Source organism: Streptomyces sp. NPDC016851, from assembly GCF_055562795.1.
Window position 1 is genome coordinate 75,041 of sequence record NZ_JBVHEP010000023.1, and the last position, 14,743, is coordinate 89,783.

General features: G+C 72.6%; 14 protein-coding genes and 1 pseudogene. 7 read left to right on the forward strand and 8 right to left on the reverse strand.

The genetic code is table 11. The annotated features are described in order from the left end of the window. Positions 1–199: 199 nt before the first annotated feature. Together ACZ3I3_RS31010 and ACZ3I3_RS31015 are read left to right on the forward strand one after the other, a co-directional pair. A complete protein-coding gene (locus ACZ3I3_RS31010) occupies positions 200–820 on the forward strand; it encodes a PRC-barrel domain-containing protein (protein ID WP_467370484.1) in 621 nt (206 codons plus the stop codon). Further along, positions 820–1,233 carry a PRC-barrel domain-containing protein gene (locus tag ACZ3I3_RS31015; RefSeq protein ID WP_467370591.1) on the forward strand — a complete coding sequence of 138 codons (414 nt, stop codon included), beginning with the start codon at positions 820–822 and terminating at the stop codon, positions 1,231–1,233. Before ACZ3I3_RS31010 ends, ACZ3I3_RS31015 begins: the two co-directional genes overlap by 1 nt. A 93-nt stretch (positions 1,234–1,326) precedes the next feature. Here ACZ3I3_RS31015 and ACZ3I3_RS31020 read toward each other — a convergent pair whose 3' ends face one another. Then, on the reverse strand, positions 1,327–2,466 hold the full coding sequence (locus tag ACZ3I3_RS31020; protein WP_467370486.1) for a DUF6777 domain-containing protein: 1,140 nt from the start codon (positions 2,464–2,466) through the stop codon (positions 1,327–1,329). 198 nt (positions 2,467–2,664) lie between these two features. Between ACZ3I3_RS31020 and ACZ3I3_RS31025 the strand changes: the two genes are divergently transcribed. Then, positions 2,665–3,963 carry a streptophobe family protein gene (locus ACZ3I3_RS31025; protein ID WP_467370488.1) on the forward strand — a complete coding sequence of 433 codons (1,299 nt, stop codon included), beginning with the start codon at positions 2,665–2,667 and terminating at the stop codon, positions 3,961–3,963. Between the two features lie 35 nt (positions 3,964–3,998). On the opposite strand, the gene ACZ3I3_RS31030 is transcribed toward ACZ3I3_RS31025, so the two are convergent. Genes ACZ3I3_RS31030 through ACZ3I3_RS31045 form a run of 4 tightly spaced genes read right to left on the reverse strand, consistent with a single transcriptional unit; the run spans position 3,999 to position 8,954 of the window. Next, the gene (locus ACZ3I3_RS31030; protein ID WP_467370489.1) at positions 3,999–4,985 is read right to left on the reverse strand and encodes a serine/threonine-protein kinase; all 987 of its coding nucleotides are present in this window, start codon (positions 4,983–4,985) and stop codon (positions 3,999–4,001) included. Continuing rightward, positions 4,982–6,157: a hypothetical protein gene (locus tag ACZ3I3_RS31035; RefSeq protein WP_467370491.1), complete on the reverse strand. Its 1,176-nt coding sequence runs from the start codon at positions 6,155–6,157 to the stop codon at positions 4,982–4,984. Before ACZ3I3_RS31035 ends, ACZ3I3_RS31030 begins: the two co-directional genes overlap by 4 nt. Before the next feature lie 9 nt (positions 6,158–6,166). Continuing rightward, a complete protein-coding gene (locus tag ACZ3I3_RS31040) occupies positions 6,167–8,497 on the reverse strand; it encodes an FHA domain-containing protein (protein ID WP_467370492.1) in 2,331 nt (776 codons plus the stop codon). 46 nt (positions 8,498–8,543) lie between these two features. After that, positions 8,544–8,954, reverse strand: coding sequence for a hypothetical protein (locus tag ACZ3I3_RS31045; protein WP_467370493.1), 411 nt, complete (start codon positions 8,952–8,954; stop codon positions 8,544–8,546). 316 nt (positions 8,955–9,270) lie between these two features. On the opposite strand from ACZ3I3_RS31045, the gene ACZ3I3_RS31050 reads away from it, so the two are divergent. Continuing rightward, positions 9,271–9,570, forward strand: coding sequence for a DUF1905 domain-containing protein (locus tag ACZ3I3_RS31050; RefSeq protein ID WP_467370494.1), 300 nt, complete (start codon positions 9,271–9,273; stop codon positions 9,568–9,570). A 54-nt stretch (positions 9,571–9,624) separates the two neighbouring features. On the opposite strand, the gene mgrA is transcribed toward ACZ3I3_RS31050, so the two are convergent. After that, complete coding sequence (mgrA, locus tag ACZ3I3_RS31055; protein WP_467370496.1) at positions 9,625–10,617, reverse strand: L-glyceraldehyde 3-phosphate reductase; 993 nt, start codon at positions 10,615–10,617, stop codon at positions 9,625–9,627. A 116-nt stretch (positions 10,618–10,733) separates the two neighbouring features. Between mgrA and ACZ3I3_RS31060 the strand changes: the two are divergent. Beyond that, positions 10,734–11,606, forward strand: a pseudogene (locus ACZ3I3_RS31060) (LysR family transcriptional regulator); the annotation flags it as partial. 463 nt (positions 11,607–12,069) lie between these two features. Continuing rightward, on the forward strand, positions 12,070–12,585 hold the full coding sequence (locus tag ACZ3I3_RS31065; RefSeq protein WP_467370497.1) for a mycothiol transferase: 516 nt from the start codon (positions 12,070–12,072) through the stop codon (positions 12,583–12,585). Here the strand turns inward: ACZ3I3_RS31065 and ACZ3I3_RS31070 are convergent. Both ACZ3I3_RS31070 and ACZ3I3_RS31075 read right to left on the reverse strand, forming a co-directional pair. Further along, positions 12,567–13,646: an adenosine deaminase gene (locus tag ACZ3I3_RS31070; RefSeq protein WP_467370499.1), complete on the reverse strand. Its 1,080-nt coding sequence runs from the start codon at positions 13,644–13,646 to the stop codon at positions 12,567–12,569. The genes ACZ3I3_RS31065 and ACZ3I3_RS31070 overlap by 19 nt on opposite strands. 43 nt (positions 13,647–13,689) lie before the next feature. Beyond that, positions 13,690–14,085, reverse strand: coding sequence for a VOC family protein (locus ACZ3I3_RS31075; protein WP_467370501.1), 396 nt, complete (start codon positions 14,083–14,085; stop codon positions 13,690–13,692). A gap of 199 nt (positions 14,086–14,284) precedes the next feature. Between ACZ3I3_RS31075 and ACZ3I3_RS31080 the strand changes: the two genes are divergently transcribed. Next, positions 14,285–14,743, forward strand: coding sequence for a pyridoxamine 5'-phosphate oxidase family protein (locus ACZ3I3_RS31080; protein ID WP_467370502.1), 459 nt, complete (start codon positions 14,285–14,287; stop codon positions 14,741–14,743).

The window sequence follows — 14,743 nt, forward strand, 5'->3', positions numbered from 1 at the left end:
CCGGACTGGCCGGACGCTCTGCACTGTGCTCGTACCCCGAGCCGGGCTTCGCAGTCCTGACAGGTCTTCGGCCCGTCCGGTGCCCCGGGCATTGTCCCCTGTCCGCGGGGCACTCGGCAGGAACCGGGGCCGGCAGCCGGCGGGTGACGGCCGGGGACGGTGATCGCGGTACGGGCCCGCCCGGTGCGGAGGTCGCGCGATGAACGAGCTGAGGGCGGCACGGAGCCTGACGACGCTGCCGGTGGTCACCCTGGGCGGCGACGCCGTCGCGCAGGTCAAGGACACCGTCTTCGACACCGCCGCCGCGCGGGTCACCGGCTTCACGCTCAGCGGCCGGGGACTGATGTCGGGCCCGCTGAAGCAGAGCCTGCCCTGGACGGCCGTGCACTCCCTGGGCCATGACGCGGTCATGATCGTGGACGCCGGTGCCCTGGCGGACACGCCCGTCGCGGTGGCGCGCCGCGCGGCCCTGCAGGGCCGGGTGCTGCACGCGAGGTTGCTGACCGACGAGGGCGCCGAGGTGGGCACGGTGCTCGACGTGGTCGTCGAGGGCGGCACCAGCGGCCGGGTCGTGGGCTTCCGGATCGCCGCGGGCAAGGCGCTGACGCGGGGCTCCGGGCGGCGCCGGCACCGGGTGTACGTACCGCGCGGCGAGACGCTCGCGGTATCCGGCCGGACGCTGGTGATCCCGGCGGACGCCATCCGGTACGCGGCCGCCGACCTGCCCGCCTTCGCCGCCCAGGTCGGCGCTTTCCATGAGGGCCATGAGGGGCATGAGGGCCGCAGGGGGCACGCGGGGCCTGAGGGGACACCGCCGTGATGCTGTTCTCGCAGGCCCGAGGGCTGCCGGTGCGGACGATGGCCGACGCGGACGAGATCGGCGTCCTCAAAGCCCTGACGGTCGACGCCCCGGCCGGTGTGGTCACCCACGTCCGGGTGCGCCGCAGGCACTCCCGCAAGGAGTCCGTGCTGGCCTGGGGTGCCCTGCACGCCATCGGCCCGGACACCGTGCTGGTCCGCTCGGCCGCCGCCCCGTCCGAGGTGCCGCCGCACCACGAGCTGCCGGGCGTCAGGATCCTCACCGAGACGGGTGACGGGCTCGGCACGGTCCAGGACGTCGTCTTCGAACCCGAGACCGGCCGCATCGAGGCGATCCGCACCGCCCACGGCGACCTGCCGGCCGATCGCCTGGTCGGGCTCGGCGACTACGCCCTGGTGGTCCGTGCCGGCTGAGCCGAGCCGAGTGAGCCGGTCCGGTTGAGCCGGTCCGGTGAGCTGGTCCTGTTGAGCCGGTCCTGTTGAGCCGGTCCTGTTGAGTCAGCCCGGTCAGGAGGCCGGGGGCTGGTCCGTCGTGTCGCCCCCGGTGGTGTCCCCGGGCGGAGGCGGGGGCGGGGGCTCCGACGACGTCTCCGGGTCCGAGGCGGGCGGCTCCGACGACGTCCCCGTGTCCGAGCCGGGCGGTTCGCTCGTGGGGGGCTCCGACGAGGTCGTGTCGGCCGGTGACGTCGGCGTGGTGACGCTCACCGACGGCGAGGGCTTGTCGGGCTTCTCGGTCTTGCGGTCCTTCTGGCCCGTGTCACCCGGGTGCCGCTTGAACCACTCGCCGTCGGGCTCGCACACGATGAAGGCGTCGACCGGCTTGGGAGCGGGCGTGACCGCGACGACGTTCGAGTGCTTGAATCCCGGCCACGCCTTCCCGGTCGTCTTCGGCGCGCTCTGCTGGGCCACCGGCGCGGACAGCGGGTTGCCGCACGCGCAGCGCACCCGGGGCACTCCGCGGTCGTCGACGAGGACGGCGGTGCCGGACTGGAGGACGGCCTGATAGCTGGTCGCGCGGCCGTCGCTGTAGCCGTGGTTGGTGACGCGCGTGTCGATGCGCAGCACGACGGGCGTGAGCGAGCGCAGGTAGGCGGGGACGTCCGGCGGGTCGACGCGGGCGACGGAGGCGAACGCCCGCTGCTTGTCCGGAGCGCCCTGGAAGTACGTGATCTGCTTCTCGACGTCACAGCTGGCGACGTTACGGGTGCCGCCGTACAGGCCGGGCGCTCCGCCCTGGACTCCCTGTACGGCGTTCTGCGTGGCCAGCTCGGTGGGCGAGGGCGAGACCGGTGAGGCCGAGCTCTCCTTCGCCGTGGACTCGGTGAACGGGTCCGGGCCGGTGTCGGCCGCGGGCTGGAGGAAGACCTCCCCCTCCGACGTACTGGTACCGCCGTCGGACGCGCCGGTGCCGCCGCCGTCGGGCCGGGTGAGCACCACGGCCAGGATCACGGCGGCCACGACGGCGGTGGCGATCAGGGCCACGCGGGGTACCGACCCCCACCAGGGGCGGCGGGGTTCCGGCGCCGGCCCTCCCCCGCTCGGCGGCTCGGGGGGCGGTCCGCCTCCCGACGGCGGCTGGGAGGGACCGGACAGCGGGCCCGACGGGGGCCCTGTGGGGCGGCCGGACGACGGCGGTTCGACGCTCACGAGCTCTTCTTCCCACGTGGGTTCTCTGCGGCCTGCACACATCCGGGCGATAAATCCCGGTGTATACCGCTCTTTTCGCTACGAGTTCTTTTTTGCCACTACGAGTTCATTGTGTGCTCTGGTCCCGTACGGCTCGCAAGCCGACGCGGACGGACCTCCCGACGGGCGTCCGGCGCGGGTGCTGCTTAGCGTGACAGCGTGAGTTCACGCATCTCCTCCGGCCGGGCACGTACCTCCGGCGAGCGGGCCGTCGCCCGCCACGGCTGGGCGCATGCCCTCCTCACGGTGCTCGGCGGGCTGCTCGCCATGGCGGTGGTGGCCGCGCTGGGCCTGTGGGCGGCCGGGGCGGCGGACCTCCCGGACGGCGCGTTCGCACCGGTCGTCGCGGCGACCGTGGTCACCGCCGTCGGCGGCGCCGTGAAGCTCTCCGGAAGCGCGGGTGACCTAGCCGACACGCAGGCGGGCCTGACCGTCATCCCCCTGTCCGTCACTCTCACCGGGGCACTGGTGATCGTCTGGGGCTTCCTGCGGCCCCTGCGGCACCGCGCGGTCGCCGGAACGACGGAGCTGGCCGGCTGGGCCGCGAGGATCGCGGCCCTGTGGCTGCTCGCGCTGATCGGTCTGACCCTCGCCGCCCGCCACACGTTCGACATCTCCCTCGGGAACGACGACCTGGGCGAACTGGGCGATCTGTTCGGCGCCTCGCCGAAGGTCGGTTTCACCACCGACGTACCGCTGTCCGTGTTCGTCGGCGTGGTGTGGCTGGCCGGTGTGCTGGTGCTGGCCCTGCTGGTGTCGCGCGGCGCTCCGCTGCCGGCCCGGCTGCTGCGCTTCCAGGCCTCGGTGCGGCCGGCCGCCTACGCGATGGTCGCCCTGCTGCTCGCCTACGTCGTCATCGGCGTGGTCGTCGCCCTGGTCGTCGCGGCGACCCGGGGGCACGCGGCGGAGACGTTCGCCGTGATCCTGCTCGGCATGCCCAACCTGGTGTGGCTGGCGCTGACGATCGGACTCGGCGCCACCTGGAACGGCCGGGTGGAGGGGCCGTTCGGGCTGCCGATGCCGCATGTGCTCGACCAGGTGCTGCGCACCCCGGACATCTCCGAGCTGAACCTGCGGACGCTCTCCGAGCACGACGGCAGGGTGTGGTGGCTGCTGGTCGTCGACGTGGTGCTGCTGCTCGCCGCCGCGTTCGTGATGGCGGCCCGGTCGCCGGCCCGGGTACGGGCCTGGGAGCACGCCCTGCACATGACCATCGCGCTCGTGCTCACGGTGTTCATGATCTGCCTGGTCGGGCGCGTCTCCGCGCACTTCGGTCTGTCCGTGCTCGGCATCGGCGACCTGGGCGGCGGCCTCTCGGGCGAGCTGTTCCTCAGACCCCGGCTGTGGGGAGCCGTGGGCCTGGCCGTCCCGTGGGGGCTGCTGACCGGGTTCGCCGGGGCGCTGCTGGCGCGGCACGTGCGGCGTCGGGGCGAGGTGCGCGCCGAGCGGGCGGGCTGACACCGGGCACACCGACTGCGCTGCGGGTCGCCGGGCTATGTCCGCTGCACGAAGACCGGTTCGGCCCAGCGCGGGGGCGGCTTCGGCCCCTCCTCCCCCGGCGGCCGGCCCATCCGGGCGGGGGCGGGCCCGGCGCCGGATCCGGCACCGGTCGTCGCGGCGCGCAGGGCGGCGACGAACGTCAGGCAGGAGGGGTAGCGGTCGTCGGGGCGCTTGGCGAGGGCCTTGGCGAACACCGGGTCCAGCTGGGACGGGAGGTCGGGCCGGGACTCGGTCAGCGGCGGCGCGTCGTCGTACTGGTGGGCCCACAGCAGGGCCATGTCGTCGTCCCGGAGGAAGGGCGGGTGGCCGGCGAGGGTCTCGAAGACGACACAGGCGAAGCCGTACACGTCGCAGCGGGCGTCCACCGGCTTGCCGGAGATCTGTTCGGGGGCGACGTAGTCGAGGGTGCCGACGAACTGGCCGACCGTGGTGAAGCCGGTCAGCGACAGCGACTTCTTGGTCAGGCCGAAGTCGGTGAGGTAGACGTGCTCGGGGTGGTCGCTGTCGGTGCCGCGGGAGACCAGGATGTTGCCGGGTTTGACGTCCCGGTGCACCAGCCCGTGGTCGTGGGCGGCGTCGAGCGCGGAGGCGACCTGGGCGGCGACGCGTACGGCGGTGGCGGGCGGCAACGGGCCCTCCCGGTCCAGGAGATGACGCAGGTCGCTGCCGGCGACGAACCGCATGGCGATGTACAGCACTCCGTCCGTCTCGCCTGCTTCGAAGACCGGCACGATGTGCGGGTGGTCGATCGCGGCGGCGGCCCGGGACTCGTGGGTGAAGCGGCGTCGGAAGGTGTCGTTGCGGGCGAGTTCCGGGGCGAGCAGCTTGAGCGCGACGGTGCGCTCCAGACGCAGGTCGCGGGCCCGGTAGACCACGGCCATGCCGCCGCGCCCGATCTCCTGCTCGATCCGGTACCCGGCGATCTGCTGCCCGATCAGCTCGGAGGGCCGCCCCGAGAACAGGCTCGTCTCGCGGTTCAACGGACGTCACCCTCGGGCGACACGATCCGCGTGGGCTCGGCCCCCACGACCCGCGTGGGCGCCGCGTCGGCCGCCCCACCCGCCTCCTCGTCCGAGGCCGCGTCGCCGTCCTCCTCAGGGGAAATGACCCGTGTGGGCGGCGCCTCGGGGGATACGAGCCGGGTGGGTGGCGCCTCGGGGGGCACGCCCCGCCTCGGTTCCGGCGCCTCGGGAGACACGACCTGGGTGGGCTCGGGCGCCTCCGGAGACATGACCCGTGTGGGCTCAGCGGTCTCAGAAGACGCGCTCTGTGGCGGTTCCGGCGCCTCGCGAGACGCAGCCCGAGGGGGCTCAGGAGCCTCCGATGACACCACCCGCGTGGGGGCAGGGGCTTCAGGGGGCACGGACGGCGCCGGCTGGGACGCCTCAGGAGACACAACCCGCGTCGGCTCGGCGGACTCAGGCGACACGGCCCGAGGGGGCTCGGGCTCGGCAACGCCCGGCGACACCACCCGTGTCGGCTCCGGGGCCTCGCGGGACGCGGCCGGCGAGTCCTCGGGAACCTCCGATGACACCACCCGCGTGGGATCGGGAGCCTCGGGAGGCACGAACTCCGAGCGGGGTGGCTCCTCGACGGCCTCCGCGGGGACGACCCTGGTCGGGGTGCGTGCCGGGGCCGGGGGTTCGACCGGGCGGGGTTCGGGGTCGGAGCGGGGTGTCTCGTCCGTCGCGTACGTGGTCGCCCGGGTGCCGTCGGCGTACACCCAGTGCCCGTGCGCGGCGTCGTAGAGCCACACGGACTCGCCGTCGACGACGACGCCGATCCGCAGCCCGTGCGTACGGGCGTGAAAGGACTCCCGGTCCGAACCGCCCGCGAGGTCCTCGACCGCGGAGCGGTAGCGCGCCAGGGCTTCCTGCGCCCGGCTCAGCAGCGGACGCGGATCGGCGCTGCGGGTGAGCGGCCCGTCCGCGGCGGGCGGATCCTGCGGTACGGCGACCAGGCGGCGGCCGTCGACCCAGGCCGACCAGCCGTTGAAGCACAGCACGTGCCCCCAGTCGCCCTGCCGCTCCAGCAGCTGCACCGGCAGCAGCGGGTCCAGGTCCACGGTGGGCCGGGACGGGTCGGGGGCCTCCCAGGCGGGCATCCCGTTCTGCGGGACCACGTGCGTGGGCCGGAATCCAGGAGTCGTCACAGGCGCTGCCTACTTCCGCATCACGGCCGGTTCGTGGCGGCGCAGCAGGCGGGACACCAGGAAGGCGAAGAGCGCCGACAGCACGAGCAGCATCCCGACGTCGAGCAGCCACGTGCCCGCCGAGTGCTCGAAGAGCGGATCCTTGGTCAGGTCGTCGGGCACGATCCGGTCCAGCCCGACGGTGCCGGCCATCGCGGCCAGCGCCCAGCGCGCGGGCACCAGCCAGCCCAGTTGCTCGAGCCCGGGGACACCGTCCAGTTTCAGCAGGGCGCCGCAGAAGACGACCTGGACGATGGCGATGAGCACGAGCAGCGGCATCGTCACCTCCTCCTTGCGCACCAGCGCGGAGATGAACAGGCCGAGCATCATCGCTGTGAACGCCAGCAGGGCGACGGCGACCGTGATCTCCACCAGGGGCGACATCAGCACGCCTTCGCCACCGGGTGCGTTGAGGTCCACGCCGAGCAGCGCGACGAGGGTCAGCACCACCGCCTGGAGCACGGTGATGACGCCCAGGACGACGACCTTGGACATCAGGTACGCCGATCTGGACAGGCCCACCGCCCGCTCACGCTGGTAGATCACCCGTTCCTTGACGAGTTCCCGCACGGCGTTGGCGGCCCCGGTGAGCACCGCGCCGACGCACAGGATGAGCAGGGCGTTCATCGCCGTGTCCTGCGTCAGCTTGCCGCCCGCTAGGGCCCGCGCCATGATGCCCATCACGAACGGCAGGGCGATCATGATGATCAGGAAGGTGCGGTCGGCGCCGAGCGCGGCCGCGTACCGCCGCACCAGCGTGCCGAGCTGGGCGCCCCGGCTGCGCGGCCGGGGCGGCGGAGCGATGACCACGGGCCCGGACCGGGGCTGCTGGGGCTGGGCGGTGGCGTCGGCGACGTACCGGCCGTGGAAGGGCGAGGCGCTGTAGTCCCCGGCCCAGTCCCGGTCCGCGTCCCGGTCGAAGGCTTCGAAGGCCTCCGGCCACTGCTCGAAACCGAAGTACGCCAGGGCGTCCTCGGGCGGCCCGTAGTAGGCGATCTTCCCGCCGGGTGCGAGCACGAGCAGCCGGTCGCACACGTCCAGGCTGAGCACGCTGTGGGTGACCACGATGACGGTCCGGCCGTCGTCGGCGAGGCCGCGCAGCATGTGCATCACCGAGCGGTCCATGCCGGGGTCGAGTCCGGAGGTCGGCTCGTCGAGGAAGAGCAGCGACGGCTTCGTCAGAAGCTCCAGGGCCACGCTGACGCGCTTGCGCTGACCGCCGGACAGGCTGTGCACGTGCTGGTCGGCGCGCTGCTCCAGGCCCAGTTCGCGGATCACCTCGTCGACCCGGGCGCGCCGCTCGGCCTTGGCGGTGTCCTGCGGGAAGCGCAGCTCGGCGGCGTAGGAGAGGGCTTTGCGGACGGTCAGCTGGGCGTGCAGGATGTCGTCCTGCGGGACGAGGCCGATGCGCTGGCGCAGCTCGGCGTAGTCGCGGTAGAGGTCGCGGCCGTCGTAGAGGACGGTGCCGTGGTCGGCGGGCCGCTGGCCGGTGAGGGCGTTGAGGAGCGTGGACTTCCCGGCGCCGCTCGGGCCGACGACGGCCAGCAGGCACTTCTCCCCCACCGGGAACGACACGTGGTCGAGCAGCGTCTTGCGGCCCCGGTCGACGGAGACCGCGAGGTCCTGCACGTCGAGCGAGACCTCACCGGTGTCGACGTACTCCTGGAGCTGGTCGCCGACGAGGCAGAACGCCGAGTGGCCGATGCCGACGATGTCGCCCTGGCCGACCGCGGCGCTGGTGACGCGGCTGCCGTTGAGGTACGTGCCGTTGTGGCTGCCGAGGTCGGTGATCTCGTAGGTCCCGTCGGGCAGGGCGCGCAGTTCGGCGTGCCGGCGGGAGACCACCAGGTCGTCGATGACCAGGTCGTTGTCGGTGGCACGGCCGATGCGGACGGTGCGGGCGGGCAGCGGCCGTACGGTGGTGGGCTGCCGGTAGGTGCCCGTCATGGCCGGCATGGAGACGGCGGAGGGGCGTTCCGGGGCCGGTGCGGGGCGGCCCGTCAGGACCACGCGCGGCCCGTCGGCCGGGTTGCCGAAGCGGATGACGCTGCCGGGGCCGACATCCCATTCGTGGATGCGGCGGCCCTCGGCGTAGGTGCCGTTGGTGCTGTTCTCGTCCTCGATGGTCCAGTGTCCGTCGTCGGGTCTCAGGACCGCGTGGTGCCAGGAGACCCGGTCGTCGTCGATGACGATGTCGCTCATCGGGTCGCGTCCGACGTGGTAATCGCGGCCCGGGATCATCACTGTGGAGCCCGTCTCGGTCTCCAGGACGAGTTCTGGTGTTACCGACGACTGCGCCATGACCAAGATTCTACCGATTTGCCTGATATCTGACTCGGCGAGCCGCTCAGGCCACGGGCACGCCCAGGGTGGGAGCCGTCCGCTGCATCCGCAGGGCATCCACGGACTCGGCGAGCAGTTCGTACTCGGTGGTGTCGTCGCTGGTGGCGATGCGCACCAGCCGTCCGGCCGCCAACTCCTCGGCGACTCGCTCCTGTTGGGCGGGATCGGCGCACCAGGCGCGCAGCAGGGTGGGCACGTCCGGCACGGTCTCGGCGACCGGCACGAGCGCGCCCGGCGGTAAGTGCTCGGCGTCGGGCCGGGGGTCGAGGCGCTGGGCGATCCAGGAGGCGCGGTCGCGCAGCCACCACAGGGCGAGGGCGAGGGTCGGCGCCCGGTAGGTGCCCAGCGGGACCCCGATGCGGCGGCCGTCGCAGACTCCGTACGCCGTGACATGGCACAGAAACTCGTCGTGCACGTGACCCTCCCCCGTTGCCCTGCCCGCCTGCCTGCCCGGCCTTGCCTGTCCTGCGGCTCGCGTGCTGTGCGTGAGGGCGCCGTCGCTGGATGTGAAGCGCTCTCGCTGGTCAGTATGTTCACTACTGAAACACTGTCACCATGTCTTTCCGGCCAGTCTCCTGGCATATTCACACCCGGAGTTGGCCGAAACGCTGCGGGCGGTCGCCGCCGCGAGCGGTGGTCCGGGGGCTGACCATCCCCATCGCGTGCTTCGATGAGTTTTCCGGAGTCCGGCGGTCTGGTGTGTGAGAGGCGACCGAACAGCGGAGGACACCATGGCCACGACCGGAAACACGACCGGAAGACTGGACGCGGAATTCACCGCGGTCCTGCGCAGGAGCCCCGCCGAGGGCGGCTGGACCTACCTGGTCTGGCCCCCGTCGGCCGAGTACTTCGGCACCCGCGGCCTGGTCAAGGTCCGCGGGACGATCGACGGGCACCCGTTCCGCAGCTCGTTCATGGCCCTGGGCGACGGCACGCACAAGCTGCCCGTGAAGGCCGACGTCCGCAAGGCCATCGGCAAGGAGGAGGGCGACACGGTGACGGTGCGCCTGGAGGAGCGGATCGGTCCCTAGACCTCCTGGAGCCTGCCCGGGGGCGGTCGCCGCCCCCGGGCAGGCGGGGAACGGCTACTGCTTGACGATCGCGTCGATGCGGGCCAGCTCGTCCGCGTCGAAGTCCAGGTTGGCGATGGCCCCGACGCTGTCCTCCAGCTGCTGCGGGCTGCTCGCGCCGACCAGCGCGGAGGTGACCCGGCCGCCGCGCAGCACCCAGGCCAGCGCCATCTGGGCCAGGGTCTGGCCGCGCGTCTTGGCGATGTCGTTCAGGTCGCGCAGCCGGCCCACCAGCTCCTCGGTGACCGCGTCGGAGTTCAGGAACGGGCTGTCGCTCGCAGCCCGGGAGCCCTCCGGGATGCCGTCGAGGTAGCGGGCGGAGAGCAGGCCCTGCTCCAGCGGGGAGAAGACGATGGAGCCCACCTGCAGCTCGTCGAGGGCGTCCAGCAGGCCCTCGTCCTCGGGGCGGCGGTCCAGCATCGAGTAGCGCGGCTGGTGGATGAGGAGCGGGGTGCCCAGCTCGCCCAGGATGCGGGCGGCCTCGCGGGTCTGCTCCGCCGAGTAGTTGGAGATACCGACGTACAGCGCCTTGCCCTGCTGCACCGCCGAGTGCAGCGCGCCCATCGTCTCCTCCAGCGGAGTCTCCGGGTCGGGGCGGTGCGAGTAGAAGATGTCGACGTAGTCGAGGCCCATCCGCTTGAGGCTCTGGTCCAGCGAGGACAGCACGTACTTGCGCGAGCCCCACTCGCCGTACGGGCCCGGCCACATCAGATAGCCGGCCTTGGTGGAGATGACCAGCTCGTCGCGGTAGGCCGCGAAGTCCGACTTCAGGAACTCGCCCAGCGCGGACTCGGCGGCGCCGGGCGGCGGGCCGTAGTTGTTGGCGAGGTCGAAGTGGGTGACGCCGAGGTCGAAGGCGCGGCGCAGGATGGCTTCCTGGGTCTCGACCGGCCGGTCCGGGCCGAAGTTGTGCCACAGGCCGAGCGAGAGCGCGGGGAGCTTCAGGCCGCTGCGTCCGGTGCGCCGGTAGGGCATGTCCGCGTAGCGGTCGGGGTGTGCGGTGTACAACGCGACTCCAGAGGGTTGGCTCGGTCGGGAGGAAACCGGTGTCCACTCTGTCGTGACCTGCTCCCATGCGTCCAACAGAAGAATCCGATGGAATTCAGCGGCTACGCTTCTCAGTCATGGAACTGCGCCACTTGCAGCACTTCGTCGCGGTCGCCGAGGACCAGCACTTCACCCGGGCGGCGGAGCGGCTCCTGGTGTCCCAGTCCGGCCTGTCGGCCTCGATCCGGGCGCTGGAGCGGGAGCTCCAGACGCCCCTGTTCGTGCGCACGACCCGCCGGGTGACGCTCACCCCGGCCGGGCGGGCGCTGCTCGGTGAGGCGGAGCGGATCCTGGCGCAGGTGCGGGCCGCCCACGAGGCGGTGGCGGCGGTGCAGGGCGTCCTGCGCGGCATGCTCGCACTCGGCAGTGAGCAGTGCATCGCCGGGGTGCATGTCGCGGGGCTGCTCGCCGCCTTCCGGCACCAGCATCCGGACGTGGAGATCTGTCTGCGGCAGGCCGGGTCGGGCGCGCTCGCGGAGGAGGTCGCGGCCGGGCGGCTCGACCTGGCGTTCGCCGTACGGACACAGGCGGACAGCGACCAGCTGCGGTCGGTGCCGCTGACCAGCGAGCCGATGACGCTGCTGTGCCACTCCAGCCACAGGCTCGCCGCGGCCGGTGCGGCCGTCACGCCGGAGGAGCTGGGCGGGGAGGTGTTCGTCGACTTCCACCCGGACTGGGGGCCGCGCCGCACCACCGACACGGTGTTCGCCGCCGCGGGGGTACGGCGGACCGTGGCCCTGGAGGTGAACGACGTGCACACCCTGCTCGACCTGGTCGACGAGAACCTCGGCGTCGCCGTCGTGCCGCGGCACTTCGCGCACAAACGGGCCTCCCTGACCGCGCTGCCGGTGAAGGGCACCGGCGAGGCGGTCTACGAGACGGTGGCCCTGCTGCCGCCCCGGCAGGCCACGAGCCCGGCGGCCCGGGCACTGATGGCGCTGCTGGAGACCACGGGCGGGTCGACGGGGAGCACGGGCGCGTCGGCGGGGAGCACTGGCCCGTCCCTGGGGGCCGCGGCCGGCCCGCCGGGGGCCGACAGCGCGGCACCAGGGGCCGCGAGCGCCTCGCCGGGGGCCGCGGACATGACACCAGAGGCCATGGGAACGTAAGACGCAGACCACAGGCCGCAACACCTGAGACCGCGAGGACGCAACTGGGGACCCAAGCGCGACACCGGAGACGGTGGGTGCGTCACGGGAGACGGCGAGCACACCGCCGAAGAGGCCACGGCACACGGCGAGCACGCAGCAGCACCCACCCAGCGCGCCACAGAGGACTCCGGGCTCACCGCGAGACGCCGTGCACGCTACGGAAGACTGCGAGCACGCCACGGACAAACAGGCGCGCACGCGGAGACCACCGGCGTGCGCACCCGGGGGCGCACAGGGCGCGGGGATGCGCCATGGTGGAGGCATGCATGCGAAGGACATCCTCATCGACGGCTACAACCGCATCCGGGAAGAAGTCCACGCCACCGTCGAGGGCCTCGGGCCCGACGAACTGAGCGCCCGCCCCTCCCCCGACACCAACTCCATCGCCTGGCTGGTCTGGCACCTCACCCGTGTCCAGGACGACCACGTCGCCGACGCCTTCGGCCTCGACCAGGTGTGGCTGTCCCAGGACTGGGAGAAACGCTTCGGCCTCGGTCTGCCCCGGCATGACACGGGCTACGGCCACAGCCCCGCCAAGGTCGCCAAGGTCCGGGTCGACTCCGGCGAGATGCTGACCGGCTACTACGACGCCGTGCACGACCAGACCCTGGAAGCCCTGCGTGGCCTGGCGGCCAAGGATCTGGAGCGCGTCGTCGACGAGCGCTGGGACCCGCCGGTCACCCTGGGCGTCCGGCTGGTCAGCGTCCTGTCCGACGATCTCCAGCACATCGGACAGGCCGCCTACCTGCGAGGAATCCTTCAGAGCGCGGCCTCGTAGCCGGGCAGGACCACGTCCCGGATCAGCGCGTTCCGCTCGTCGAACGGGAGGAACGCGCTCTTCAGGGCGTTCACCGTGACCGTGCGCAGGTCCTCGACGGTCCAGCCCGCCTGCTCGACCAGCAGGGACATCTCGCGGGTCATCGTGGTGCCCGACACGAGCCGGTTGTCGGTGTTCAGGGTGACGCGGAAGCCGAGGTCCTTCAGCGCGGTGATCGGGTGCTCGGCGATGGAGGCCGCGGCGCCGGTCTGGAGGTTGGAGGTCGGGCACATCTCCAGGGCGACACGCCGGTCGCGCACCCAGCCCGCGAGGCGGCCGAGCTTGCCGGAGGTGAGGTCGGGGATGTCGTCGGTGATGCGCACCCCGTGCCCGATGCGCTGCGCGCCACAGACCTGAAGGGCCTGGTGGATGCTGGGCAGGCCGTGGGCCTCCCCGGCGTGGATGGTGAACGGCACGTTCGCGCGGCGCAGGTGCTCGAAGGCGGCGAGGTGGTCGGCGGGCGGGAAGCCGTCCTCGGCCCCGGCGATGTCGAAGCCGACGACACCGGCGTCCCGGAACGCCACGACCAGGTCGGCGATCTCCCGGCTGCGGTCGAACATCCGCATCCCGCACAGCAGCGTCCCGACGCGCACGGGCGTCCCCGCGGCCGCCGCCTTGGCCATCCCCGCCGCAAGGCCCTCCTGCACGGTCTCGACGACCTCGGGCAGGGCCAGCCCGCCCTTCACCATCAGCTCCGGGGCGTAGCGCACCTCGCCGTAGACGACACCGTCCGCGGCGAGGTCGAGCACGTACTCCTCGGCGGTGCGCAGCAGGCCCTCGCGGGTCTGCATCACGGCGAGGGTGTGCTCGAAGGTGGCTATGTAGCGCACCAGGTCGCCGGAGTTGGCGGCGTCGTAGTACCAGGCGGCGAGTTCGGCGGGGTCGGTGGCGGGCAGGGTGTGGCCGACCGCGTCCGCGAGCTCGACCACGGTGGCGGGGCGCAGGCCGCCGTCGAGGTGGTCGTGCAGCACGGCCTTGGGCAGCCGGCGGAGGGTGTCGGTGTCGATGCGGGGCGCGGTCATGTGCGTGTTCCTCGGCAGTGCGTACTCGGTGGGAGTCGGAGTTCTAGTCGGTGGCGGGCTGGAGCAGGTCCCAGCGGTTGCCGTACAGGTCCTGGAAGACGGCGACGGTTCCGTACGGCTCGTGCCGCGGCTCCTCCAGGAACGTGACGCCCGCGGCGGTCATCCGGGCGTGGTCCCGGGCGAAGTCGTCGGTGTGCAGGAAGAAACCGACCCGCCCACCGGTCTGGTCCCCGACCCGGTCGGCCTGCGCCTCCCCCTCGGCACGGGCGAGCAGCAGGCCGGTGCCCGTGCCCGGATTCCCGGGTTCGACGACGACCCAGCGTGATCCGCCGGGCCGGGGAGCGTCCTCGGCGAGCCGGAACCCGAGGGCCTCGGTGTAGAAGCGGATCGCCTCGTCGTAGTCGTCGACGACGAGGGTGACCAGGGCGATACGTCGCATCAGGACCTCTCGGAGCGGGTGGTTGACGGGAGAGGTTATACGTAACACCTGCGTGACGCAAAACAGCCCGCCTGCGTGACGAAAACAGCCCGCGCTCGGGGCGCGGCGGGCGCGGGCCTCGCTCCCGCGACGACCTAGGTCCGCGGCCTACGCCCCCAGCCCGAGGCGGTGCGCCCGGCCGACCGCTAGCGTGCCGCCCATGAAGATCACCGAGCCTCCCCGCACCCCAGAACAGCGCAAGGCGGACCTCCTGGACCGTATGGAGCGGGAGATCGACATCTGGGTCGCCACGGCGGACACCGAGGGCGTGCCGTGTCTGGTGCCGCTCTGGTTCGTGTGGCACGACGAGGCCGTGTGGCTGTGCACTCGGCTGACCAATCCCACCGGCCGTAATCTGCGGGACGGCCGGCGGGCCCGGCTGGCCTTCGGGGACACCCGGGACGTCGTGCTCCTCGACGGTGACGTGGAGACCTTCACGACGCCCGAGGTGCCGCCGGCGGCTGCCGAGGCGTTCCGCGCGAAGACCGGCTGGGATCCTCGCGAGGACCACGCGTCGTACGCGTTCTTCCGGGTGCGGCCGCGCGCGGTGCAAGCCTGGTGCGAGGTGCACGAGTTGCCGCGCCGGCATCTCATGCGGGACGGGGTCTGGGTGGTCTGA

Coding starts and splice junctions, on each gene's coding strand:
- ACZ3I3_RS31065 (WP_467370497.1), top strand. CDS start 12,070: ATGCATGCGAAGGACATCCTCATCGACGGCTACAACCGCATCCGGGAA.
- ACZ3I3_RS31015 (WP_467370591.1), top strand. CDS start 820: ATGCTGTTCTCGCAGGCCCGAGGGCTGCCGGTGCGGACGATGGCCGAC.
- ACZ3I3_RS31040 (WP_467370492.1), bottom strand. CDS start 8,497: ATGGCGCAGTCGTCGGTAACACCAGAACTCGTCCTGGAGACCGAGACG.
- ACZ3I3_RS31080 (WP_467370502.1), top strand. CDS start 14,285: ATGAAGATCACCGAGCCTCCCCGCACCCCAGAACAGCGCAAGGCGGAC.
- ACZ3I3_RS31050 (WP_467370494.1), top strand. CDS start 9,271: ATGGCCACGACCGGAAACACGACCGGAAGACTGGACGCGGAATTCACC.
- ACZ3I3_RS31070 (WP_467370499.1), bottom strand. CDS start 13,646: ATGACCGCGCCCCGCATCGACACCGACACCCTCCGCCGGCTGCCCAAG.
- ACZ3I3_RS31075 (WP_467370501.1), bottom strand. CDS start 14,085: ATGCGACGTATCGCCCTGGTCACCCTCGTCGTCGACGACTACGACGAG.
- ACZ3I3_RS31010 (WP_467370484.1), top strand. CDS start 200: ATGAACGAGCTGAGGGCGGCACGGAGCCTGACGACGCTGCCGGTGGTC.